The sequence below is a fragment of the Luteimonas sp. BLCC-B24 genome (assembly GCF_028550595.1).
Lineage (GTDB): Bacteria > Pseudomonadota > Gammaproteobacteria > Xanthomonadales > Xanthomonadaceae > Luteimonas.
In genome coordinates this window covers 466,400-490,608 of record NZ_JAQQGN010000001.1, presented here as the reverse complement: position 1 = coordinate 490,608, position 24,209 = coordinate 466,400, and the positions used below count along the sequence as shown (strand labels likewise).

Here is a 24,209-nt window from a genome sequence, read left to right as displayed (position 1 = left end):
CACGGCGCATCAGCCCAGCGCCATCGCGTTGAACTGCAGGATCGGCAACAGGATGGACAGCACGATCAGCGCGACCACGCCGCCGAGCACGATGATGATGGCCGGCTCGAGCAGGCTCAGCGTCGCGTTGGAGAACGTGTCGATCTCGCGCTCGAGATAATCGGCGGCCCGCTCGAGCATCGGCGCCAGACGGCCGCTGTTCTCGCCGCTGCCGGTCATGTACAGCAGCGTGGGCGGAAACACGCCCGCGCGCTTCATCGCCGAGGACAGGCTGCCGCCCTCGTCGATGGCGGTGACCATCGCGCCGGTGGCGCCGCGCAGCACACGGTTGCCGACCGTGCGCGCGGTGATGGCCAGGCCTTCGATCAGCGGCAGTCCGCTGTCGAGCATGATCGCCAGCGTGCGCGACATGCGCGCGGCGTGCAGATCGCGCAGCATGCGACCGAGCAGCGGCAGGCGCAGCAGCCAGCCGTCGACGCGCAGCCGGAATCGCTCGCGCCCGAGCAGGCGCGCGAAGACGAGTCCGCCGACCACCAGCAGGATCGCGACGATCCAGCCGCGGTACTGGATGAAGTCGGACACGGCGATCACGGCGCGGGTCAGCAGCGGCAACGCGCGTCCCATCGAATCGAACTGTTCGACCACGCGCGGCACGACGAACGCCATCAGTGCGATCACCACCGCGATCGCGGTCACCGACAACGCGGCGGGATACACCAGGGTGCCGATCATCTTGCTGCGCACCTGCTGCTGGCGCTCGAGCAGGTCGGCGAGGCGTTCGAGAATCTGCGGCAGCGCACCCGAGCGCTCGCCCGCCGCCACCATCGCGCGATACAGCGGCGGGAAGGCCGTGCCCTGCTGGGCCATGGCGTCGGCGAGGCGGCGCCCCTCGATCACCTGGGCATGGGTGGCCGCAACCACCCGACGCACGCCGCGCCGGTCGCTCTGGCTGGCGATCGTGCGCAGGGCTTCCTCGAGCGGCGCGCTCGCCACGAGCGTCGAGAGCTGACGGGTCAGCAGGGCGAGATCGCGCGCGCCGAAGCGGCCCCCGCGCGCCGTCGGACTGCGCTCCAGTGCCGGCTCGACCGTGATCGGCACCAGCCGACGCGTCTCCAGCAACGCGCGCGCATCGCGCAGCGTCGCGGCATCGACCGTGCCGGCGCGGGTGTGGCCGCGCAGATCCAGCGCCGAGTAGTCAAACGCCGGCATCGTCCCGGCTCTCCTGGCGGGTGACGCGCACGGCTTCCTCCAGCGTGGTCAGTCCGGCCGCGACCGCATCGCGCGCCGCGTCCGACAGGCGCCCCGCATCGGCGAATGCCGTGTCGGCGATCGCGTCTTCGCCCGCGTCGCCGGCGATCAGGCGGCGGATGCGCTCGTCGACGGTGATGACCTCGTGGATCCCGATGCGACCGGAGTACCCGGTGTGGTTGCAGCGCGGGCAGCCGACGGCGTCGTAGAGCACGACGTGCTGGAGCGCGCCGTCGTGATCCAGGTGCTCGAAGGGGCCGCCGGGCGCACCGGCGATCGCGCCCTCCGCTCGCGGCGTGCGGCAGTGCACGCACAGCTTGCGCAGCAGGCGCTGTGCCAGCACCAGGCGCAGGCTGGAGGCGAGCAGAAACGGCTCGATGCCGATGTCGCGCAGGCGGGTGATCGCACCGGCCGCGTCGTTGGTGTGCACGGTGGACAGCACCAGGTGGCCGGTGAGGCTGGCCTGCACCGCGATCTGCGCGGTCTCGGCGTCGCGGATCTCGCCGACCATGACGATGTCCGGATCCTGGCGCAGAATCGCGCGCAGTCCGGCGGCGAAGCTCATGCCGACGCGTGTGTTGACCTGGGTCTGGCCGACGCCTTCGACCGCGTATTCGACCGGGTCCTCGACGGTCAGGATGTTGCGCTCGCCGTCGTTGAGCGCGGTCAGCGCGGAATACAGCGTCGTGGTCTTGCCCGAGCCGGTGGGGCCGGTGACCAGGATGACGCCGTTGGGCACCTGCAGCGCCTTGCGCAGCGCCGCCAGCGTGGACGCCGACATGCCGAGCTGCTCGAGCGACAGGGTGCCCTGGTCCTTGTCGAGGATGCGCAGCACCACACGCTCGCCGCCGCGGGTGGGCAGGGTGGAGACACGCACGTCGAGCGCCTTGGCGCCCATCGCCAGCGACACGCGACCGTCCTGCGGCACCCGCCGTTCGGCGATGTCCAGGCGCGCCATCACCTTGACGCGCGACACCAGCAGCGGTGCGATGCGCGGCGGCAGCGACACCGCCTCACGCATCACGCCGTCGACGCGGAAACGCACGCGCAGCGCCGATTCGAAGGATTCGATGTGCACGTCGGACGCCCCGAGCCGCGCGGCCTCGGCGATCAGGCCGTTGATCAGCCGGATCACCGGCGCATCGCCCTGGCGTTCGAGCAGGTCGGCGGTCGTGGGAATGTCCTCGACCAGCGAATCGAGATTGCCGTGCAGATCCAGCTGGTCGACACCGGCCGCATCGCCCAGGCCGACATCGGCATAGATCTCCGACAGCTGCCGGTCGAACGTGGTCGCCGGCAGGGTGTCGATGCGCAGCGGCACGCCCAGTGCACGCCGGACCTCGATCAGGGCCGCGGGATCACCACCTTCGCGCAGCGCCACGTGCGCGGGCACGCCGCCGTCGAGCAGCAGCACCCCGTGGCGCTTGGCGAACGCATAGGCCAGGGGCGGCAGCGGCGCATCCATCACGGCGTCGGTACCGCGCTTGACGGGGCCGGCGCGGCCGCTCCGCCCGCGCCCGGATCGGCCTGCAGATAGTCGCGCACCAGCGCGTCGAGTTGGACCAGGGCCGCCGGATCGCCGCGCAGGCCGGTGTCGCGCAGATGGCCGTAGCGCTGCGCGGTGTGGCGGCGGGCGTCGGCGCCGTTGCGCACGATGGTCGGGCGCAGGAACACCATCAGATTGGTCTTCGCGCCGTTGCGCGAACGGCTGCGGAACAGCGCGCCCAGGCCCGGGATGTCGCCGAGCAGCGGAATCTTCTCCAGGCGCATTTCCTGGTTCCGGTCCAGCAGGCCGCCCAGCACCACCATCTCGCCGTCGTCGACCACCACGTTGGTCTCGACCTCGCGCTTGTTGAGCACGAGTTCGTCGTTGCGCGCGCTCACGGTGCCGTTGACCGAGGACACCTCCTGCTTGATGCCCAGGGTGATGCCGCCGCCGCTGTTGATCTGCGGCCGCACGGTCAGCTGGATGCCCACGTCCTGGCGGTCGATGGTGCGGAAGGGATTGTCGTTGTTGCCGCTGAGCACTTCGCCGGTGGTGATCGGCACCTCCTGGCCGACCATGATCCGCGCTTCCTCGTTGTCGAGGGTCAGGATCGACGGCGTCGACAGCAGACTGGAGCCGGTGTCGGTCTTGACGGCATTGATGATCAGGCCGAACAGCCGGTTGTCGCGCTCGGCGCCGAAGCCGAGCAGGCCACCGCTGAGCCCGAGCAGGGCCTGGGCCGCGGCCTGACGTGCGGCGTCGCCCAGAGCGTCGTCATCGTCGCGATCGCCGCGGCTGGCGAGCACGCCGCCGGCCAGCGCCGCCATGCCCGGCCCGCCGTTGGAGAACTGGCTCAGTCCGATCGGAACCGAGCCGTCCTTGCCGGCGATCAGCAACTGCGCGCCCAGCCGGCTGGCCGCGGCATCGGAAATCTCCACCACCAGCGCTTCGACCAGCACCTGCTCACGGCGCACGTCGAGCTGGCGGATCACGTCGAGCAGGATGCGCTGCGTGCTCGGGTCGGCGCTGATGACCAGCGAGTTCGCTCCCGGGTAGCGCACGATCACCGGCCGCTTGCCGCCGGCCGGCGAAATGATCTGCAGGGTATCGGCATCGGCCACGCCCGCCGCCGCGGCCGCTGCCGCCGCGGGCGGTGCACCGGTGCCGGCCGCGTCCGGCGACTGGCCGATCAGTTGCTGCAGCACCGGCAGCAGCTGTTCGGCACTGGCGTGCTGCAGCTTCACCACGGCCACGTCGCTGGTGCGTTCCGCGCGGCTGTCGAGTTCCAGTGCCATGCGCGCCACCCGCTGCACCATCGACGGGTTGCCGCGGATGACCAGCGAATTGCTGCTCTCCACGGCGAGTACCGACAGCGCACCGTCGCTCTGCCCGGAGATGCCGAACAGCTCGACGAGCGTGCCGGCGAGCTCGCGCGCCGAGGTGTTGCGCAGGCCGACGGTATCGATGCTGGCGCTGTCCTGGTCGATCTGCGACACCAGCCCGCGGATGCGGCGCAGGTTGTCGACGTAGTCGGCGACCAGCAGGCTGTTGCCCTGGGGCAGCGCCATGACGACGCCGCCGCGGCCGATCAGGGGCTTCAGCGTTTCGGCAGCGGCGCGCGCGTCGATGCGCTGCAGCGGGAACACGCTGGTCGCGTAGCCGAGCGGGGTGCCGGGCTGCTGCGCGGCCACGTCGTCGGGCACGATGCGATAGGTCGCGGTGCCGGCGGGCACGGCGATCAGGCCGTTGCTGCGCAGCACGCTGAGTAGCACGCCGATGAGGTCCTCGTCGGTCAGGGGCCGGTCGCGGCTGATGTTGACCGTACCCTGCACGCGCGGGTCTACGATGAAGGTGGTGCCGGTGGCGCGGGCCACGTCCTGGATGAAGGCGGTGAGCTCGACGTTCTGCATGCGCAGCGCCGGTGCATCCGCCTGGGGCCAGGCCGTGAGCGGCAGCGCGCCGCCCAGCAGCAGGGCGGTCGCCAGCAGTGATGCGGAAACGCGCGCGGGCGCGTGTGGACTCATGGTGTACGCCCGCCGAGGCTCAGGGTTCGGGTTTCGCCGTCGCGCTCGAAGGTCACGACGGCCTTGGGATTCGCTTTCAATTCGTTCGTCAGTTCGGTGATCACGCCGGGGGACAACACCTGTCCGTTGACGCTGAGCAGCACGTCTCCGGGCTGCAGGCCGGCGGCGCGCAGCAGCAGATCGCTGTTGCCGCGCGGGAGCAGCGTGTAGCCCGAGAGCCGGCCGTTGACGGTGCGCGCCTGCAGACCGGCGTCGAGCAGGCGGGCCGGGTCGATGTCCGCGCTCGTCGGCGACGCCGGCGGCGGGGGCGCCGTCGGCATCGACGGCAGGGCCGACATGGCGGCGGCCGGCGCCGCAGCGTCGAGCATCAGCCGCCGTCCGGCGCCGAATTCGACATGGTCGGCATGCACCGCCGACAGGACCAGACCCGGTGCCAGCGCGTCACCGGTCCGGTAGACGGCCTGCGGCTGTCCATCCTGGCCGAGGATCGCCGAGCCGCGGCCGTCGCCGGCGGTGCGCACGCCGAACAGGCGCCAGCCGTCGAGTCCGGAGGTGGCCGTGGCCGGCGCGCCGGTGCGGAACGGGTCGTGCGTGGCGAGCGCAGGGATCTCTGCGGGCAGGGTGAGCACGCGCGGTGCCCCGGCGACGCTTCCAGGCGCCAGCACGAGCCAGCCCAGGCGCCCGATCTGGACCAGCAGCACGGCCCAGAGCAAGACCTCGGCGAGCATCGGCCAGGGCCAACGCGACACGGTCGAAAGTGCGGAGGAACTGGGCAAGGCGGACAGTCACATCACCGATTCGTGACAGGATGCGTCAGTCACATGACAGTGCTGTTTCGCCGGATCGCGCGTTCTCAAGCGAAAACGCCCGGCGCGAGCGCCGGGCGTTGCAGTTCCATGACGCTTCGTCGGATCAGAACGCCAGCGTGAGGCTCACGTCCCAGCTGATGCCCGGCTTGTAGGTGTAGAGGTCGATGCGCGCGCCGTCGCGTTCCTGGTATTCCTCGTGCGACCGGTTGAGGATGTTGCGCGCGCTGAAGCTCAGCGACGGCTTGAACCGGTCCCAGCCCCAGCCGGCCTGGCTCAGGCCCTTGCGCAGCACGAAGTCGAGCGTCGCCCCCGGATCCTCCATGTAGTCCGGCTGGCCGCCGCGACCGCGGACGCTGATGCGTTCGCTCACGTAATTGGCGATCAGCGTGGCCTGCAGCTCGGCCGCCTCGTTCTCGATGCCGAACTGCAGGTTGGCGATGTGCTCGCTCTGGCCCTGCATGCGGCTGCCGTCGGCGACGAAGCTGCGCGCGGCCTGCGGCACGCCGTTGAAGCCCGGCGGGATGACGGTGTCGCTCTCGGCGGCGTTCACCTCCGACGACGACCAGGTGTAGTTGGTCGCCACATAGAGGCGACCGCCGTCGAGCCAGCGCAACTCGGGATCGAAGTACTTCTTGAACTCGAGCTCGACGCCGTACAGGGTGGCTTCGGGCGCGTTGAGGAAGCCCTGGAACAGCTGGTTGCCGCCGAAGTCACCGACCACCGCCTCCACCGGCTTGTCGATGGTCTTGTGGAACAGTCCGGCGGTGAAGTACTCGCCGGCGTCGAAGAACCATTCGTAGCGCAGGTCGAAGTTGGTCAGCTCGCTGTCGACCAGGAACGGGTTGCCGAAGAACAGGCGGTCGTTGTCGGGATCGGTGTACTGCTGCGGCGCGAGTTCGCGGAACTGCGGGCGGGCGATGGTCTTGCTCGCACCGAAGCGCAGCTGCTGGTTGTCGGCGAAGTTCCAGGTGATCGTGGCCGCCGGCAGCAGGTAGTCGTTGCGCAGCGGCTCCGCGGCGAAGATCCCGCCGACGCGCTCGCCGCTGAAGATGTCCAGCGGATGCACGGCCTGGGTGGCGTCCTCGTAGCGCAGGCCCACGGTCGCGCGCCACGCCGGCGCGATCTCGCCTTCGAGCTGCAGATAGGCCGCCTTGTTGGTCAGCGTACCGTCGTAGGCGGACTCGCCGTTGTTGTTGGGGGTGATCTCGTTGAGCGTGAGCAGGCCGTTCTGGAAGTTGTAGTCCGAGAACAGGTAATCGACGCGCTGGTACTGGTTGAAGGTCGGCAGAGCGCCGCCCAGCGTTTCGAAGCGGAACGTGCGCAGCACGGCCGCGCGGTCGTTGTCGGAGTACGACACGCCTGCGCTCAGGGTCAGTTCGCGTTCGGTCGGCAGGCGCCAGTCGAGGTCGAGGCCGCCGCTGGCCACCTCGTCGTCCACCGCGCCGAAGCGCAGCGCGTTGTTGGCGCTGCCGTGCACCCAGGTGCCGTCGACCTTGGCGTAGCGCACGCTGGTCTCGTACGGCGTGGTGCGGCGGGCTTTCGAATAGCCGAGCCGCCAGCCGAGGCGCAGATCGCCGTACTCGCCGAAACTGCTCTTGCCGGCGAGCTGGTTGTTGATCAGCTGGCGCTCGAGCCACAGCGTGCCGTCCTCGCGGATGTCCACGCCCACGTTGAAGTTGTAGCCGGCCCGCGAGCGCGATTCCTTGACCGTGTCGTGCACGTACAGCGTGTTCCACGCGACCGAGTGGTTCTCGCTCTCCAGGCCCAGCCCGAACAGGCCGTTGACCCGGGCGTTCATGCGCGTGGTGGCGAAGTCGTAGTCGTTGTAGACGTCCGCACCGGCCCCGGTGAACACGCCGTCCTGCTGCTTGCCTGTACGCGTGCGCCAGTCGTTGTCGAAGCTGACCACGCCGATGACGCCGAGCCTGAGGTCGTCACCGACGTCGAAGGCCGTGCCGCCGCTCGCGCCGAGCTTGAGATCGGGGTCGATCCGGCGCTTCTCCTGCAACAGATACAGGTTGGGGTTGTTGAGCGCGCTGCCGAACGCCGCCAGCCACTCGCGGCTGTAGTGGGCGCTGGTGACCGGCTGGCGGCTGTAGATGATCTCGTCGGGCAGATCGCGGCGGCCGGTGTCGTAGCCCGTCCAGTCGCGGTTGCTGCCGTAATGGGTGAGGCCGGGCGAGCGCGTGGTGACCGAGTTGCCGCCGAAGCCGGCGCTGAGCTTGAAGAAGGGCGCGTCCGGCACGGTCAGGCCCTGCAGGTCGATGACGCCGCCGCCGAACTCGCCCGGATACCGGACCGAATACGTCTTCTGCACGGTGACGCCGCTCAGCGCTTCGGCCGGGAACAGGTCCAGCGGCACCACGCGCTGCAGCGGTTCGGGCGAGGGCAGGGGCGAGCCGTTGAACAAGGCGCTGGAATACCGCTCGCCGAGACCACGCACGTAGACGTATTTCTCGCCGACCACGCTGAGTCCGCTCACGCGGGTCAGTGCGGCCGCTGCATCGCTGTCGCCGGTGCGCTCGAAATCCTCGCGGGTGACGAAGCTCGACACCGCGGCCGTCGTCGCCATGGGCTCGGGGATGTATTCACCGCGCACGGTGATCGCATCCAGCTCGGCCGTACGGCGCTGGCCGTCGGCTTCGGTGGCGGGCGCACCGTCGGGCGCGTCCTGTGCGAAGGCCGGCATCGCGAGCGCGGCGCCGATCGCCAGGCACATGCCGCTGCGCGCAAGGCGGGTACGGCGAGGCGCGGCAGCGCGCCGCGGGAGAGTCGGGGTGTGGGCAAACGTCATGTGTGTAGGCCTTGGCTGCGTCGGGCAGGCTTGGTTGGGGCGCTCAAGCAAGATGCGGCGGCTCCGGGCCGCCGCATCTTTCGACAACTACGGGAGGACGACCGGACCGATCAGAGGCCCACGGTCCAGCCCGTCCACCAGGCGTCGCTGGCATCACGCGAGGCGCCGATGTAGTTCACGTCCTGGAAGAACGGATGCCGCGAACGCACCGCGACCGGCGTGACCGCACGCTCGTTCGCACCGGTGATGTAGGTGGAGCTGTTGAGCGTCGACGGCCCGAACACGGTGCCGGCCTTGTTGGCGGCATCCACGTAAGGCGTGGTCGTGCTGTTGCGGTCGCGCTTGTCGCAGGTGAAGTAGTTCGACAGCAGCTCGATGCGGGTGTTGGTGCCCGAGATGTCGAAGCACACGTCCGACTGCTTGAGGTTCGGGCCGGCCGGCGCGGTCACGAAGACGCTGTTCCAGATCGAGGCGTTGGTGCCCTGGTTGACCTTGACCAGCGAGTCCAGCGTGCGGTCGGTGGTGTAGACGGTGAAGTTGGAGACCTTCGGGGTCGACGTCGGCTGGCGGTCGACCGCCGACCACTCGAAGATCGAGCCGGAGTCGGCCACGCCCTTGACGGACTCGGTCTTGCGCACGATCAGACCGAACTGGATGCCACCGCTCCAGCCCCAGTCGGTGTCGAGCGAATCGTCGTCGGCTTCGGTGATGACGACATGGCTCATGTTGACCGTGCCGCCGAAGATCTCGATGCCGTCGTCGCCGCTGGCGTGCGACTGGAAGTGGCTGATCTTGGTGCCGTCACCCACGCCGACCAGGGTCAGCGACTGCAGCTCGTTGCCTTCGCCGATGACGTAGCCCGAGTAGCGCACCTGCACGTAGCTCATCTCGCCGCTGTTGTCGTTGGGCGCATTGCCGCCGCCGAAGGCGTTGCTGGTGCCTTCCACCGCGCCCTGGCAGGCCGCGGTGCCCGGCGTCGCGCTGCCGATGCAGGCGTTGATCGGCGCGCGGCCCATCAGCACGATGCCGGCCCAGTCGAACTTCTTGCCGTTGCCTTCGAGATCGGCCAGCGAGGTGAAGACGATCGGCTCCTGGCGGGTGCCGAGGGCATAGATCTGCGAGCCACGCTGCACCAGCAGCACGTCGGGGCCGTTGCGGCCGAACAGGGTGACGCCGGGCTCGATGAAGAGGCGGCCGCGGCGCGAAGCATCGTTGACGGCGCCGTCGCCGAGCTGGTCCTGGCCGACGTTGACCTGGCCCTGGATCTGGTAGGCCACGCCCGCGACCTTGCGCAGGGTCAGGTCGCCCAGAATGCTGTTGGGCAGGCGGCACGCGCGCAGCGTGTTGTTGACGATCGTGCCCTGGTTCACGGTGCCGTCCGGGCAGCTCGCCGCGGGGCCTGCGGTCGGCGGCGGGGCGGTCGTCGGCGGCGGCGTGGTCGGGGGCGGGGCGGTCGGAGGCGCGGCCACGGGCGGATTCGCCGGGACACCGGGCGAGGCGACTTCGTCGGCGCCGTTGCCGCAGCCGGCAAGGGCGAGCGCGGCGCCGAACGCCATCATCAGGGTCTTGGAATTGTTGCGGGCAGACATCGTGAGGTATCTCCGGTCGAAGGATGCGCGTAGCGGTCAGGTGACGTGAGAGCGGACGTCCCGGGCAGGTGATGACAGACGGGTGACGTGCGTCGGAGCGACAGCGGCCACCGGGCCGCTCCCCCTGTCGCGACTGGACGCAAGCCTGAGCGGGCTGTGTTTCAGCGAGATGTTGGAAATGCGACAGCCGGCCTCACGACCGCGATGGCAGCGGTCACATTTCCCGTCGAACATCGGGGTGATGAACACACGACAGTTGAGTGCCGAACAGACGCAATGGGTGGTGGCCCGGGCCCTGGCCGGTGCCGATCCCGACAGCGTGCTCGCCCCGCTGCGCGCCGAGGGCTGGGACGAGCAGGCCGCGATCGATGCGGTGCAGCGCGCGGTGACGGCCTACATCGAGCGCAACGCCGAGCAGACCGGCCTGCCGTTGCCGGTGCGCGTGCCGGTGCCGGTGGCGTCCGATGCCGCCGCGCTGCTGGATGGCGGTGACCGCCAGGTGCAGGTGCTCGCCAGCCTCAAGCTGCCGCGCGTGCTGGTGCTGGGCGGTCTGCTCGCCGACGACGAATGCGATGCGCTGATCGAACTCGCGCGCGTGCGCCTGCGCCGCTCCACCACCGTCGACCCGCGCACGGGAGGCGACCAGGTGCACGAGGACCGCACCAGCCGCGGGACCTGTTTCACGCGCGGACAGAACGCCCTGTGCGCGCGCATCGAAGCGCGGATCGCGCGTCTGGTCGACTGGCCGCTCGACCACGGCGAAGGACTGCAGGTCCTCAACTACGGTCCGGGCGCGGAGTACCGGCCGCACCACGACTATTTCGATCCGGCGGAGCCGGGCAGCCGCGTCCACCTGGCGCGCGGCGGACAGCGGGTGGCCTCGGTGGTGATGTACCTCAACACGCCGGGGCGGGGCGGTGCGACGACGTTTCCGGACGTGCACTTCGAGGTCGCAGCGGTCAAGGGCAATGCCGTGTTCTTCAGCTACGACCGGCCGCATCCGATGACCCGCACCCTGCATGCGGGGGCACCGGTGATCGAAGGCGAGAAGTGGATCGCGACCAAGTGGTTGCGCGCGGGGCGTCACGACTGACGCGGCCCTTCGCGCCCGTGCGCCGCCGGTGGCCGGGGCGAGGCGCGCGGCGCGTCTGGCAGATGCGGCACGGGCACGCCGAAGGCCCGAGGCGCATCGGGTAGGATGCCCGGCCGCGCCGGTATCCGGCGCGCCACGCCATCACGGGGACCTCGAGTGACCGCACGCCTCATCGCCCGCCGCCTGTGTCCGGCGGCCCTGCTTCTGTCCGCCCTGTTGCCGGGCCTCGCGTTCGCGCAGGTGGCCGAACCGGTCGACCTCGACGTCGTGGCCAGGATCCGCCACGAGGCCTTCCACCGCTCCCAGGTGGCCGCCAACCTGAAGGAACTGACCGAGACCATCGGGCCGCGCCTGACCAACTCGCCGGCCTACGTGCGCTCGAGCGCGTGGGCGCGCGAGAAGCTGAGCGGCTACGGCCTGAGCAACGTGCACGACGAGGTGTACGACGAGGCTTTCGGTCGCGGCTGGGAATTCCGGTCCTCGCGGGTCGAGATGATCGCGCCGCGCGAACTGCCGATCCATGCGCTGCCCAAGGCGTGGACGCCGGGCACGGATGGCCCGGTGGAGGGTGAGGTGGTGCGCGCGACGTTCAAGACCATCGAGGACATCGAAGGTCAACGCGGCAAGCTGCGCGGCAAGATCGTGCTGCTCGACGAGGCGCGTGCGCGTACCCCGTCGGACCGCCCCGACTTCCGCCGCTACACCGAGGCGGAACTCGGCGAACTGCAGACCTTTCCCACACCGCAGGATGCCGACCCGGCGGCGGAGGAGAAGCGTCTCGACGAGTACCGCAAGCGGCAGGCACTGGTGCGCGCGCTCAATACCTTCTTCGCCGAGGAAGGCGTACTGGCCGTGCTGTCGATCAGCTCCTGGGACAACGGCGTCGTGCGGGTCATGGGCGGCGGCGGGCGCAAGGCCGGCGAGCCCGTCGGCGTGCCGGAACTGGTGCTCGCCTCCACCCATTACAACCAGCTGGTGCGCGCCGTGGAACGCGGTCAGGCGCCGCGGCTGCGCGTGGACGTCGATGCGCGTTTCACCAGTGACGCCGACCTGCCGGCCACCAATACCTTCGCCGAGCTGCGCGGCAGCTCGAAGGCGAACGAGACCGTCATCATCGGCGCGCACCTCGATTCCTGGCACACCGGCACCGGCGCGGCCGACAACGGCGCGGGCGTCGTGGTGATGATGGAGGCGATGCGCATCCTCAAGGCGATCGATGCACGCCCCCGGCGCACGATCCGCATCGCGCTGTGGGGCGGCGAGGAGCAGGGGCTGCACGGCTCGTCCGGCTACGTCGCGCGCCATCTCGCCGACTGGCCGGTGCCGACCGATCCCGAACAGGCGGCCCTGCCACGCGCGTTCCAGCGCGGCACCGGTCCGCTGCAGCGGCGCGCGGCGTACGACCGCTTCTCCACCTATTTCAACTTCGACAACGGCACCGGCCGCATCCGCGGCATCTACGCCCAGGAAAACCACGCCGCGGTGCCGGTGTTCCGCGCCTGGCTCGCCCCGTTCGCCGACCTCGGCGCGACCATCGTGACCACCCGCAACACCGGCAGCACCGACCACATCGCGTTCGACCGTGTGGGCCTGCCCGGCTTCCAGTTCGTGCAGGACCCGGCGGACTATTTCACCCACGTCCACCACACGCAACTCGACACCTTCGATCACGTGGTGCCGGACGACCTCAAGCAGGCCGCGGCGATCATCGCCTCGTTCGCGTATCACGCGGCGATGCGCGACGAGCGTCTGCCGCGCAAGCCCTTCGTCGACCGGGACGAGTGACGCGGGACGCGCGACGGCGCGAGCACCGTCGCGCGTGTCGATCCGTCGCCATGCGCTTCAAGCGCGTCATTCCCGCGCACGCGGGCATCCAGCGCCTGTGTCTCACTGCCTGAGGTGACACGCGCGGGCCGAGGACGGTCACTGGATGACCCGCCTTCGGCGGTCGAGAGCGCCGCTCACAGGGGAATGACGATCTGACAGGCGCCGCGCACGTTCCGGCCGACCGGTCTTTTCGAGCCGGTCACGACTGAGGCGACGCCTGATCCGCGACGCCCGGCGTCTTGTCCTTGAACCGGCACAGATCCCGCACCACGCACGTCGGGCATGCCGGCTTACGCGCCTTGCAGGTGTAGCGCCCGTGCAGGATCAGCCAGTGGTGCGCGCCGAGCAGGAATTCCTCCGGCACGACGCGCATGAGCCGGTCCTCGACGCTGCGCACGTCCTTGCCCGGCGCGAGCCCGGTGCGGTTGGCCACACGGAAGATGTGGGTGTCGACCGCGATCGCCGGTTCGCCGAAGACGGTGTTGAGCACGACGTTCGCGGTCTTGCGTCCGACGCCGGGCAGCGCCTCGAGGGCGGCACGGTCGCGTGGCACTTCGCCGCCGTGCCGGTCGACCAGGATGCGGCAGGTGGCGATGACGTTCTTCGCCTTCGCGTTGAACAGGCCGATCGTCGAGATGTGGCGCTTGAGTGCGTCCTCGCCGAGATCGAGGATCGCCTGCGGCGTATTCGCGACCGGATACAGCCGGCGCGTCGCCTTGTTGACGCCGACGTCGGTGGCCTGCGCCGAGAGGATCACCGCGATCAGCAGCTCGAACGGCGTGGTGTAGTCGAGTTCGGTGGTCGGCTCGGGATCGAGTTCGCGCAGACGGGCCAGGAAGTCATGGATCTCCGCGCGCGTCATCGTCGGGCCACGCCGCCGGGGCGCAGCCGGTGCCGGCGACGCGCTCACGGTGTACGGCCCGCCGCGCGCGCCTTGGCGCGGGCGAGGATCGCCGCCGCATTGGACGGCAGTGCGGGGCGCACGGGCGCACCGTCACGCGCGACGGGTGCGGGGGCGGCCGCGCGTCGCGCGGCCTCGCGCTCCGCGGCGCGGCGGGCGAGCCGGGCCTTGCGTGCTTCGTAGCGCGCGCGGGCGTCCCAGGCGGCGCGCAGGCGCGCGCGCGTGGCGAGCAGCAGGGAGCGCGCGTCGCGCTCGAGTGCGTCGACACCGGCGTCCGGCCAGTCGTCCATCAGTCCGGCATCGATCGCGGCATCCACCGCATCCGCGCGCAGCAGGGCGACCAGGCGCTCGAGTGCGGCGCGGGACGGTGCGGCGTCGGCGGACGGGCGGTGCGACATCGTCGACTCAGCGGTTCCGGAACTCGGGCTTGCGGCGTTCGAGAAACGCGCGCGTGCCTTCGCGCATGTCCTCGGTCGAGAACGCCAGGCCGAACTGGGCGGCCTCGTATTCCAGGCCTTCGCCGATCGCGCTTTCGCCGCCGATGTTGATGCAGTCGAGAATGCCGCGCAGCGCCAGCGGCGCGGCGTTCGCCAGCGTGGTCGCCAGTGCCAGCGTCTCGCGTTCGAGATCGGCCGCCGGCACCACACGGTTCACGATGCCCAGCGCCTGCGCGCGGGCGGCGTCGATCGGCGCGCCGGTCAGGCACAGCTCCAGCGCCGCGGCGCGGCCGGCCAGACGCAACAGGCGCTGGGTGCCGCCGAAGCCCGGAATCAGGCCGAGGTTGATCTCGGGCTGACCGATCTTCGCGGTGTCGGCGGCGATGCGCAGGTGGCAGCACATGGCCAGTTCCAGCCCGCCGCCGAGCGCGAAGCCGTTGATCATCGCGATCACCGGCTTGGGCATCAGTTCCACGCGGCGCATCATGCGCTGGCCGCGGAGCGCGAAATCGCGGCCTTCGACCGGGCGCAGATCGGCCATTTCGGCGATGTCCGCACCGGCGACGAACGCCTTCGGACCGGCGCCGGTGAGCACGACGGCGCGCACGGAGTCGGCAGCCGCCGCGTCGTCGAAGGCCGCATGCAGCGCATCGAGCGTCGCGGAGTTCAGCGCGTTCAGCTTGTCCGGCCGGTTGATGGTGACGCGGCGGACGCCGTCGCGGTCGTCGATGAGCAAGAGAGAATCGGACATCGGAGCAGTGATTCCAGGCGCGTGCCGCGCGGGCGCGGAACTTGCCAGGCCGCGCGCGGTCGGATAGGGGAGTCGTCAGTGGCGGTTAAGCCCTGCGACCGTTATCCTAGCGCGTCCAGATGGGGCGGTTCGACCGCCCTTTCTCGCGACAGGCGATATCGAAATCTGACCTAGCGGAGATCCACGGAATGAAGTTGCGTTTTATTGCCGCCGCCCTGGCGGCCACCACGTTCAGCGGCGCCGCGTTCGCGCAGCAGGCCGCTGCGCCCGCAGCCGGTAACGACAGGACGACGCTGAGCTACGCGCTGGGTTTCGATCTGGGCAACCGCCTGGCCGAGACCGGCGAGCCGGTCGACGTGAACACCATCATCAGGGGCCTGCAGGACGGACACAGCCGCAAGGATCCGACCTACACCCCCGAGCAGATGAGCACCGCCTACAACGGCTTCCAGCAGCGCATGCAGCAGAAGATCGTGACCGAGCGTCGTGCGGCCCTGACCGAGAACGAAGGCAAGGCCACGGCGTTTCTCGCCGAGTACCGCGCACGCGAAGGCGTGGTCTCGCTGCCGAGCGGTGTGATGTACCGCGTGGTCGAGGCCGGCGCCGGTGCCAAGCCGTCGGCGAACAGTCAGGTCGAGATCGCCTATCAGGCGCTGGTCGTGCCGGTCGGCATCGGCCTGAGCGCCGACGACAAGACCGAGCCCTTCCGCGTGTCGGATTCGCCGATCACGGGCCTGCGCGAAGTGCTGCCGCTGATGCCGCTCAACGCGGTCTACGAAGTCGTGTTCCCGCCGGGGCGCTTCGTCACCGGTGAGAACACCCAGGAAATCGCCCGCCAGCCGGTCGGCGTGATGGTGAAGCTGCTCAGCGTCCGCTGATCCGGCGCCATCGTGTGACCGCGACGCCGACGTGCTTGCACGTCGGCGTCGTCGTTTGTGGCATCGGCATCGTGGTACGGCCTGGCATGTCCGGTGATTCCGACGGCCGCGCGGGCCCGCAGCGGCGCATGCCGTGCGCGGACGGCGCCGTTAGAATCGGCGCATGAACGCCACGCCCCGCGCTGTACTCACGCCCTGCATCGGCGTGTGCACCATCGACGAACACGGCCTCTGTCACGGCTGCTTGCGCACGCTGGAGGAGATCGGCGGGTGGCTGCAGATGGGCGACGGCGAGCGCCAGCGCATGATGGACGTGGTGCTGCCTGCACGCGAAGCCGCCCGCGGATGATCGCGCGTCTGGCCGCTGCCGACCTGCGACGCGTGCTGCATCCGCTCGACGGCGTGCCGAGCGCACGCGCGTGGAACGTGGACGAGCTCGACGGTCTGATCGCACCCGATCTCGCCCTGCAGGAAGCTGCCGTGCTGGTCGGGCTGGTGCGTCGCGAGAGCGGCCTGCAGGCGGTGCTGACGCGGCGCACCGATACGCTGCGTCACCACGCCGGCCAGGTCAGTTTTCCCGGCGGCCGGGTCGAGCCCGGCGATCACGGGCCGCTGCAGGCGGCGCTGCGCGAGGCGTCCGAGGAGATCGGCCTGCCGCCCACCCAGGTGGCGCCACTGGGCTACCTCGATGCGCTGGCGACGATCACCGGCTACCGTGTGGTACCCGTGGTCGCGATGCTCGATCCCGAGTTCGAACCGGTGCCGGATCCGGGCGAAGTGGCCGACGTCTTCGAGACGCCGCTCGAGTTCCTGATGGCGCCGGAGCGCCTGCGCCGGGTGGACATCGAGTTCGGCGGGCGCACGCGGCACGTGCTCGAGTACGAGACACCGGCCAGCGGGCCCGCGCACCGCATCTGGGGGGTGACCGCCTCGATCCTCCTGAACCTGCGCATGCATCTGGAGCGGCTGTGAGCACTGCCTGGACGCCGCTGATCGATGTGCCGATGCTGGTCGAGGCCTTGGGCCGCGCGGATCTGCGCGTGGTCGACTGCCGCTTCACGCTGTCGGTCGGCGGCGCCGATGCCGGCGCGGGGGAGCACGCCTGGGCGGCGGCGCATGTCCCGGGCGCGGTCTATGCCCATCTCGAACGGGATCTTTCCGGTCCGGCGGGGCCAGGACTCGGCCGTCACCCGTGGCCGGACGCCGAGGCGTTCGCCGCGACGCTGGCGCGCTGGGGGATCGACTGTGACACCCGGGTGGTGGCCTACGACGACGGCGATGGCGCGTTCGCGGCGCGGCTGTGGTGCTTGCTGCGCAGCTTCGGTCATCACCAGGTCGCGGTGCTCGACGGCGGATGGGCGCAGTGGACCGCGCACGGTGCGCCCATCGCGCACGTGGCAGTGCCGCCGCAGCCACGCGCGCCGGCCACCGGGCCGGCATTCGACGAGAACGGTCTGATGCGGGATGCCGACGCGCTCCAGCGGCACCTCGACAGCGGCGGCATGGTGCTGGATGCCCGCGCGGCCCCGCGGTTCCGCGGTGAGGTCGAGCCCCTGGATCCACGCGCCGGCCATGTGCCGGGCGCGCGCAACCGCCCCTATGCCGACAATCTCGCGGACGGGCGGTTCAAGCCTGCAGCGGTGCTGGCGGACGAGTTCGACGCGGTGCTCGAGGGACGCACGCCGGGCGAGGTCGTGGTGATGTGCGGCTCCGGTGTCACCGCCTGCCATCACCTGCTGGCGATGACGCAGGCCGGGCGCACGGGGGCGCGGCTGTATGCGCCCTCGTGGAGCGGTTGGGTGGACGATCCGACGCGCCCGGTGGCGACGGGAGGCTGAGCCTCCCGCGCGCGATCAGCGGCCCAGACGCGCGGCGAGCGCGCGCAGGCCGGCCTGGGTGTCGGGTGCGTGCCAGGCCTCGATCAGGCGGTCGAGATCGAGGGCGTCGGGGTGCAGCGCGGCCGCCAGATCCGCACGTGCGATCGCGCGCGTCTGCCGCATCGGCGTCCGCGGCAGGGTCTGCAGTGTCTCCAGCCAGAGCCGGGCGCGCAGCGGCACCTCGTCGATGCCCACGAGCTCGTCGACGAGACCGATCCGCAAGGCTTCCTCGCTGTCGACCAGCACGCCGCCGACCAGCAGCCGTTCGGCCTGCCGCGGGCCGACCACTCGCCGCAGCAGGCGTTGGATACCGTCGGGCGCGACCAGGCCGACCTGGGTTTCGTTGAGACCGATGCGGAAGGGGCCGGCGGCCATCACCCGGTAATCGCAGCACAGGGCCAGCACACAGCCACCGGCGGGCGCGTGCCCGGCGAGCGCGGCAGCGATCGGCATCGGCGCTTCGGCGAGCGCGCGCGCGGCGGAGAAGAACGCGTCCCAGGCGGCGCGCAATGCGCCGGATCCGTCCAGCGCCAGCAGGTGCGGCACGTCCAGGCCGCCGGAAAACACGCTCGGTCCACCGGCGAGCACCACGCCGTCCACGTCGTCCGCGGCCGCCTGGTGCACCGCATCGCGGAGGGCCAGGCACAGCGCCGGATCCAGTGCATTGACCGGCGGCCGTGCCAGCCGGAGTTCACGGATCGCGCCGTGGTTCTGGATCTCGATCAGTGCAGGCATGGCGGGTCCTCGCGGCGGAGTCCGTAGCGTAGCTGCGCGCTGCGGCTCTCGCGCGTCGACGGCGTTCAGACCGTCTGCGCGATCGCCTTGACCGGATCGGGCAGGGCGGTGGGCCGGCCGGTCGCGCGGTCGATCCAGACCATCACCACATGGCCGTCGGCGAACAGCGTGGCGCCGTCGTCGGACACGATGCGGTGTCCGATCGTGACACTGCTGGTGCCGATGCGGTCGGCCAACAGCTCGACGACGATCTTCGCCGGATACGGAATCGGCACCTTGTAGTTCATCTGCACCGCGGCCAGCAGCGGCGCGGTCGCATCGGTGACCCAGGCTTCGCCGAGCGAGTCGAACCAGCGGATCCGGGCCTCTTCCAGATACGTCATGAAGTTGGAATTGTTGACGTGGTTGAAGGCATCGAGATCGCGCCAGCGCAGCTCGATCGGCATCCGGATCAACACCTTCGACGCGCTCATGCTTTGGCTCCCTTCTTCTTCAGTGCGGGGGCGGACCGGGCCCGCGTTTTCGATGCGGCGCCGGCGCCGGCGTCGCCGTCGGTTAACTGCTTGGAGCCTTCGCGCATCAGTTCGGCGCGCACCTTGGCATCGGCCTCGGCCGCCTTGGTGGACGCGCCCTTGCGCGGCAGCGACTTCGGCAGATGTGCGGTCGACTTGCGCGCCAGCTTGCGCTCCGCCTTCGGCGCCGCCGGCTCCGGCAGCTCGGCGTCGAGCAGACGTGCGAGGAAGCGGCCGGTGTGCGATTGCGGCATCGCGGCCACCTGCTCCGGCGTGCCCTCGGCGATGATCATGCCGCCGCGATGACCGCCTTCGGGGCCCAGATCGATCACCCAGTCCGCGGTCTTGATCACGTCCAGGTTGTGCTCGATCACCACCACCGTATTGCCGTCGTCGCGCAGCTTGTGCAGCACGGCCAGCAGGTGCTCGATGTCGTGGAAATGCAGGCCGGTCGTCGGCTCGTCGAGAATGTAGAGCGTGCGGCCGGTATCCCGGCGCGAGAGTTCCTTCGACAGCTTGACGCGCTGCGCCTCGCCGCCCGACAGCGTCGTCGCGCTCTGGCCGAGCTTGACGTAGGCCAGGCCCACGTCGATCAGCGTTTCGAGCTTGCGCGCGATCGGCGGCAGGTTCTCGAACAGCACCAGGGCGTCCTCGACCGTCATTTCCAGCACGTCGTGGATGCTGTGGCCCTTGTAGAGGATTTCCAGCGTCTCCCGGTTGTAGCGCTTGCCGTGGCAGACGTCGCAGGGCACGTAGACATCGGGCAGGAAATGCATTTCGACCTTCAGCAGCCCGTCGCCCTGACAGGCCTCGCAGCGGCCGCCGCGCACGTTGAAGCTGAAGCGTCCGGCCGCGTAGCCACGTGCGCGCGCTTCCGGCACCTGCGCGAATAGCTCGCGCAGCGGCGTGAACAGGCCGGTGTAGGTCGCCGGATTCGAGCGGGGCGTGCGGCCGATCGGCGACTGGTCGATGTCGACCACCTTGTCGAACATGTCCAGGCCTTCGACCTCGCGATACGGCGCCGCCTTGTGCGAGGCACCGTTGATCTCGTTGGCGGCCAGCGCATGCAGGGTGTCGTTGATCAGCGTCGACTTGCCCGACCCTGAAACGCCGGTGATCGCGGTGAACAGACCCGACGGGATCGTCAGATCGACGTTCTTGAGGTTGTGGCCCGAGGCGCCCAGCAGCCTGAGCTGCATCTTCGGATTCGGCTTGTGGCGCTTGGCCGGAATCTCGATCCGCCGCCGGCCGCTGAGATACTGCCCGGTCAGCGAGCGCGGCGCCTTGAGAATGTCCGCGTAGGCACCCTGGGCGACGACTTCGCCGCCGTGCACGCCCGCGCCGGGTCCGATGTCGACGATGTGGTCGGCCAGACGGATCGCATCCTCGTCGTGCTCGACCACGATGACCGTATTGCCGAGATCGCGCAGCCGCGTCAGCGTGCCGAGCAGGCGCTCGTTGTCGCGCTGGTGCAGGCCGATCGAGGGTTCGTCGAGCACGTACATCACGCCGACCAGGCCGGCGCCGATCTGCGACGCCAGGCGGATGCGCTGCGCCTCGCCGCCCGACAGGGTGTCGGCCTTGCGTTCCAGCGTGAGGTAGTCGAGGCCGACATCGACGAGAAAGCTCAGGCGCTCGCCGATCTCCTTGACGATCTTGGCCGCGATCTCGCCGCGCCAGCCCGGCAGTTCCAGCGCATTGAAGAACGACAGTGCTTCATCGATCGGCAGCACCACGATCGACTGCAGCGGGCGATCGGCCACGAAGACATTGCGTGCGGAACGGTTGAGGCGCGCACCGCCGCAGTCCGGGCATGGACGCTCGCTGATGTACTTCGCCAGCTCTTCGCGCACCGCGGCCGATTCGGTCTCGCGATAGCGGCGCTCGAGATTCGGCACGATGCCTTCGAAGCGATGCTTGCGCTGGGTGCGCGCGCCCGAGTCGGTGATGTAGGTGAAGCTGATCGTCTCGTTGCCGCTGCCGAACAGCACCGCGTCGCGCGCGCTGCGCGGCAGCTCCTGCCAGGGCGTGTCGACGTCGAAGCCGTAGTGCTTGGCCAGCGACTGCAGCAACTGGAAGTAATAGGCATTGCGGCGGTCCCAGCCGCGCACCGCGCCGGCGGCGAGCGACAGCTCGGGATGCACGACCACGCGCTCGGGGTCGAAGAATTCGCTCACGCCCAGGCCGTCGCAGGTCTGGCAGGCACCGATCGGTGAGTTGAACGAGAACAGCCGCGGTTCGAGCTCCGGCAGCGCGTAGTCGCAGACCGGGCAGCTGTATTTGGACGAGAACAGCTGCGGCGGGATCGTCGCGTCGTCGATCGCCTGCACCGACACCATGCCCTCGCCCAGCTTCAGCGCGGTTTCGAAGGACTCGGCCAGGCGCTGCTTCATGTCCTCGCGGACCTTGAACCGGTCGACCACGGCCTCGATCGTGTGCTTCTGGCGCAGCGCCAGCGTGGGCAGCGCGTCGATCTCGTAGAGTTCACCGTCCACGCGCACGCGCACGAAACCCTGGGCGCGCAGCTGTTCGAACACCTGGGCGTGTTCGCCCTTGCGCTCGCGCACCACCGGCGCCAGCAGCATCCAGCGCGTGTCGGCATCGAGCGTGAGGACCTGGTCGACCATCTGGCTGACCGTCTGCGCTTCCAGCGGGTAGCCGTGATCGGGGCAGCGCGGACTGCCGACGCGGGCATAGAGCAGGCGCAGGTAGTCGTAGATCTCGGTGATCGTGCCGACCGTCGAACGCGGATTGTGCGAGGTCGACTTCTGCTCGATCGAGATCGCCGGGCTCAGGCCCTCGATGTGGTCGAGATCGGGCTTCTCCATCACGCTGAGGAACTGGCGCGCGTAGGACGACAGCGACTCGACGTAACGGCGCTGGCCCTCGGCGTAGATGGTGTCGAACGCGAGCGACGACTTGCCCGAGCCCGACAGGCCGGTGATCACGATCAGCTGGTCGCGCGGCAGATCGAGGTCGATGTTCTTCAGATTGTGGGTACGGGCACCGCGAATGCGGATGGTGTCCATCGCCATCGGCGTCAGATCCAGGTTGTGGAGCAGGGGGAGGGGGCGGGCAACACGGTCGGCGCGGGCCGCGCAGCGGCCAATCGGTCAGACTACCGAGCCGGGGATTTGGGGGCAAATTCCGGAAACGCCAGCGTACGGGTGGCGCGTCTCAGTCCTTGCGAACGGCCGCAGGGCCCGCCGTCCGGCGGGCGACGGCCTGCGTCCGGAGGCGGAGCCGACCGGCCCGGCTGGCCGTCAGGGGCCGATTTGACCCTAATCCACTGAATCCCCTACAATTCCGCTCCTGTCCGCCCTCGACGGCGGCCGGAAACAAGAATAACTACAGAACCAACACCGATACGAGAGGCTCCACATGTACGCAGTACTGGTCACCGGCGGTAAGCAATACCGCGTGGCGCAGGGCGAAACGCTCCGCGTCGAGAAGCTCGAGGCCGAAGCCGGCAACGAGATCACGTTCGACAACGTCCTGATGCTGGGCGATGCCGACGGCATCAAGATCGGCGACGCGCTCAAGGGCGCCAGCGTCACCGCCAAGGTCGTCGGCCACGGCCGCGCCGACAAGATCCGCATCATCAAGTTCCGTCGCCGCAAGCACCACATGAAGCGCCAGGGACACCGTCAGCACTACACCGAAATCGAGATCACCGGCATCGCCGGTGGCGACAAGAAGTAAGGAGAAGCAGTCATGGCACACAAAAAGGGCGTAGGTTCCTCGCGCAACGGCCGCGACTCCAACCCGAAGTACCTGGGCGTCAAGATCTTCGGCGGCCAGGCCATCGAGGCCGGCAACATCATCGTGCGTCAGCGTGGCACCCAGTTCCATCCGGGCGCCGGCGTCGGCCTCGGCCGTGACCACACGCTGTTCGCGCTGGTCAACGGCAAGGTCGAGTTCGCGACCAAGGGTCCGAAGAACCGCCGCACCGTCAGCGTGGTCGCCGAGGCCTGAGCCCCGCGCGATGCGTGACACCGGAAAGCCCCGCTTCGGCGGGGTTTTTCGTTCTGGCGGACAAGGTCCGCCGGAACGACGGGATTGGTGACTCGGGAGTCGGGATTCGCAAGAGCGACCCGCTGATACCGTGGCCAATCCACCGGAAACGTCGGGGCCGTCAGGCTCCGGCGTTCTCCAAATCCCCAATCCCGAATCCCGAATTCCCATGAAGCTAGTCGACGAAGTTGAAATCACCGTGACCGCCGGCAAGGGCGGCAATGGCTGCGTGGGCTTCCGCCGCGAGAAGTTCATTCCGCTGGGCGGGCCCGACGGCGGCGACGGCGGCGACGGCGGCAGCGTCTGGATCCAGGCCGACGAGAACCTCAACACCCTGGTCGATTTCCGCCACCAGACGCTGTTTCGCGCCCAGCGCGGCGAGGGCGGCATGGGGCGGCAGATGTACGGCAAGGGCGGGGACGATCTGGTGATCGTGGTGCCGGTCGGCACGGTGGTGCACAACGTGGCCACCGACGAGGTCATCGGTGATCTCACCGGGCACGGCCAGCGCCTGCTGGTGGCGCGCGGCGGCAAGGGCGGGCTCGGCAACATGCACTTCAAGAGTTCGACCAACCGCTCGCCGCGCCAGTCCACGCCGGGCGAGGAGGGCGAGGAGCGCACGCTGCGGCTCGAGCTCAAGCTGCTGGCCGATGTCGGCCTGCTGGGCTTTCCGAATGCCGGCAAGAGCACGCTGATCCGCGCGGTCTCGGCGGCCACGCCGAAGGTGGCCGATTATCCGTTCACCACGCTGTATCCGAATCTCGGCGTCGTCAGCGTCGAGCCGGCGCGCAGCTTCGTCATCGCCGACATTCCGGGCCTCATCGAAGGCGCGGCCGACGGTGCCGGGCTCGGCGCGCTGTTCCTGCGCCATATCCAGCGCACGCGGTTGCTGCTGCATCTGGTGGAGATCCAGCCGCTCGACGGCACCGATCCCGTCGAGCAGGTGCGCGCGATCGAACGCGAGCTGGAGAAGTTCGACACCGCCTTGCTCGACAAGCCGCGCTGGCTGCTGATCAACAAGGCCGACACCCTGCTGCCCGAGGATGCCGAGGCCGAAGCGTCGCGCATCGTGGCGACGCTGGGCTGGACCGGCCCCTGGTTCCTGGTGTCCGGCCTCGCCCACGACGGCACCCGCGAGGTGATGCTCAAGGTGCAGGCGGCGCTCGACGAGCTCGACCGCAGCGAGCGCGAGGCGGCCCAGGCCTGAGAGCCGGGTGGTGGTTGCGCGTGTGCA

At 69.7% G+C, this 24,209-nt stretch carries 18 protein-coding genes and 2 pseudogenes; 8 read left to right on the top strand and 12 right to left on the bottom strand.

All coding sequences use genetic code 11. The annotated features are described in order from the left end of the window. Positions 1 to 9 precede the first annotated feature (9 nt). The 6 genes from gspF to PQS31_RS02435 form a co-directional block, all read right to left on the bottom strand. Positions 10 to 1,209 carry a type II secretion system inner membrane protein GspF gene (gene gspF, locus PQS31_RS02460; protein WP_272761084.1) on the bottom strand — a complete coding sequence of 400 codons (1,200 nt, stop codon included), beginning with the start codon at positions 1,207 to 1,209 and terminating at the stop codon, positions 10 to 12. Then, the gene (gspE, locus tag PQS31_RS02455; RefSeq protein WP_272761083.1) at positions 1,196 to 2,713 is read right to left on the bottom strand and encodes a type II secretion system ATPase GspE; all 1,518 of its coding nucleotides are present in this window, start codon (positions 2,711 to 2,713) and stop codon (positions 1,196 to 1,198) included. The genes gspF and gspE overlap by 14 nt, the downstream gene beginning before the upstream one ends. Further along, a complete protein-coding gene (gene gspD / locus PQS31_RS02450) occupies positions 2,713 to 4,758 on the bottom strand; it encodes a type II secretion system secretin GspD (protein WP_272761082.1) in 2,046 nt (681 codons plus the stop codon). The genes gspE and gspD overlap by 1 nt, the downstream gene beginning before the upstream one ends. Next, the gene (locus tag PQS31_RS02445) at positions 4,755 to 5,507 is read right to left on the bottom strand and encodes a type II secretion system protein N (protein WP_272761081.1); all 753 of its coding nucleotides are present in this window, start codon (positions 5,505 to 5,507) and stop codon (positions 4,755 to 4,757) included. Before PQS31_RS02445 ends, gspD begins: the two co-directional genes overlap by 4 nt. Positions 5,508 to 5,670: 163 nt before the next feature. Further along, a complete protein-coding gene (locus tag PQS31_RS02440) occupies positions 5,671 to 8,286 on the bottom strand; it encodes a TonB-dependent receptor (RefSeq protein ID WP_272761080.1) in 2,616 nt (871 codons plus the stop codon). A 185-nt stretch (positions 8,287 to 8,471) separates the two neighbouring features. Next, a complete protein-coding gene (locus PQS31_RS02435) occupies positions 8,472 to 9,950 on the bottom strand; it encodes a hypothetical protein (RefSeq protein WP_272761079.1) in 1,479 nt (492 codons plus the stop codon). Positions 9,951 to 10,191: 241 nt separating this feature from the next. Here PQS31_RS02435 and PQS31_RS02430 point away from each other — a divergent pair, with 241 nt between their 5' ends. Both PQS31_RS02430 and PQS31_RS02425 read left to right on the top strand, forming a co-directional pair. After that, a complete protein-coding gene (locus tag PQS31_RS02430; RefSeq protein ID WP_272761078.1) occupies positions 10,192 to 11,043 on the top strand; it encodes a 2OG-Fe(II) oxygenase in 852 nt (283 codons plus the stop codon). Between the two features lie 198 nt (positions 11,044 to 11,241). Then, positions 11,242 to 12,828, top strand: a complete 1,587-nt coding sequence (locus PQS31_RS02425; protein ID WP_272761444.1) for a M20/M25/M40 family metallo-hydrolase — start codon at positions 11,242 to 11,244, stop codon at positions 12,826 to 12,828. Between the two features lie 241 nt (positions 12,829 to 13,069). On the opposite strand, the gene nth is transcribed toward PQS31_RS02425, so the two are convergent. Genes nth through PQS31_RS02410 form a run of 3 tightly spaced genes read right to left on the bottom strand, consistent with a single transcriptional unit; the run spans position 13,070 to position 14,959 of the window. Then, positions 13,070 to 13,732 carry an endonuclease III gene (gene nth, locus PQS31_RS02420; protein ID WP_272761077.1) on the bottom strand — a complete coding sequence of 221 codons (663 nt, stop codon included), beginning with the start codon at positions 13,730 to 13,732 and terminating at the stop codon, positions 13,070 to 13,072. Positions 13,733 to 13,776: 44 nt separating this feature from the next. Beyond that, a complete protein-coding gene (locus tag PQS31_RS02415; protein ID WP_272761076.1) occupies positions 13,777 to 14,169 on the bottom strand; it encodes a hypothetical protein in 393 nt (130 codons plus the stop codon). 7 nt (positions 14,170 to 14,176) lie between these two features. Beyond that, positions 14,177 to 14,959, bottom strand: a complete 783-nt coding sequence (locus PQS31_RS02410) for an enoyl-CoA hydratase-related protein (RefSeq protein WP_272761075.1) — start codon at positions 14,957 to 14,959, stop codon at positions 14,177 to 14,179. Positions 14,960 to 15,147: 188 nt separating this feature from the next. On the opposite strand from PQS31_RS02410, the gene PQS31_RS02405 reads away from it, so the two are divergent. From PQS31_RS02405 to PQS31_RS02395, 3 genes and pseudogenes are all read left to right on the top strand, one after another. Further along, positions 15,148 to 15,837, top strand: coding sequence for an FKBP-type peptidyl-prolyl cis-trans isomerase N-terminal domain-containing protein (locus PQS31_RS02405; RefSeq protein ID WP_272761074.1), 690 nt, complete (start codon positions 15,148 to 15,150; stop codon positions 15,835 to 15,837). Positions 15,838 to 16,000: 163 nt separating this feature from the next. After that, a pseudogene (locus PQS31_RS02400) lies at positions 16,001 to 16,809 on the top strand (NUDIX domain-containing protein). A 32-nt stretch (positions 16,810 to 16,841) separates the two neighbouring features. Beyond that, on the top strand, positions 16,842 to 17,675 hold the full coding sequence (locus PQS31_RS02395) for a sulfurtransferase (RefSeq protein ID WP_272761443.1): 834 nt from the start codon (positions 16,842 to 16,844) through the stop codon (positions 17,673 to 17,675). Between the two features lie 15 nt (positions 17,676 to 17,690). Here the strand turns inward: PQS31_RS02395 and PQS31_RS02390 are convergent, their stop codons facing one another. The 3 genes and pseudogenes from PQS31_RS02390 to uvrA form a co-directional block, all read right to left on the bottom strand. Then, positions 17,691 to 18,449, bottom strand: a complete 759-nt coding sequence (locus tag PQS31_RS02390) for an enoyl-CoA hydratase/isomerase family protein (protein ID WP_272761073.1) — start codon at positions 18,447 to 18,449, stop codon at positions 17,691 to 17,693. A 65-nt stretch (positions 18,450 to 18,514) separates the two neighbouring features. Beyond that, the gene (locus PQS31_RS02385) at positions 18,515 to 18,922 is read right to left on the bottom strand and encodes a thioesterase family protein (RefSeq protein ID WP_272761072.1); all 408 of its coding nucleotides are present in this window, start codon (positions 18,920 to 18,922) and stop codon (positions 18,515 to 18,517) included. A 251-nt stretch (positions 18,923 to 19,173) separates the two neighbouring features. Then, positions 19,174 to 21,996 (bottom strand): annotated as a pseudogene (gene uvrA / locus PQS31_RS02380) (excinuclease ABC subunit UvrA); the annotation flags it as partial. Positions 21,997 to 22,342: 346 nt separating this feature from the next. Here uvrA and rplU point away from each other — a divergent pair. The 3 genes from rplU (at position 22,343) to cgtA (ending at position 24,182) form a co-directional block, all read left to right on the top strand. Then, positions 22,343 to 22,663 (top strand): 50S ribosomal protein L21, encoded by a 321-nt coding sequence (rplU, locus tag PQS31_RS02375; RefSeq protein ID WP_272761071.1) that lies wholly within the window; start codon positions 22,343 to 22,345, stop codon positions 22,661 to 22,663. A 12-nt stretch (positions 22,664 to 22,675) separates the two neighbouring features. Then, entirely contained in the window at positions 22,676 to 22,936 is a 261-nt protein-coding gene (gene rpmA, locus PQS31_RS02370; RefSeq protein ID WP_272761070.1) for a 50S ribosomal protein L27, read from the top strand. A gap of 208 nt (positions 22,937 to 23,144) precedes the next feature. Further along, the gene (gene cgtA / locus PQS31_RS02365; RefSeq protein WP_272761069.1) at positions 23,145 to 24,182 is read left to right on the top strand and encodes an Obg family GTPase CgtA; all 1,038 of its coding nucleotides are present in this window, start codon (positions 23,145 to 23,147) and stop codon (positions 24,180 to 24,182) included. The last annotated feature ends 27 nt before the right edge of the window (positions 24,183 to 24,209 follow it).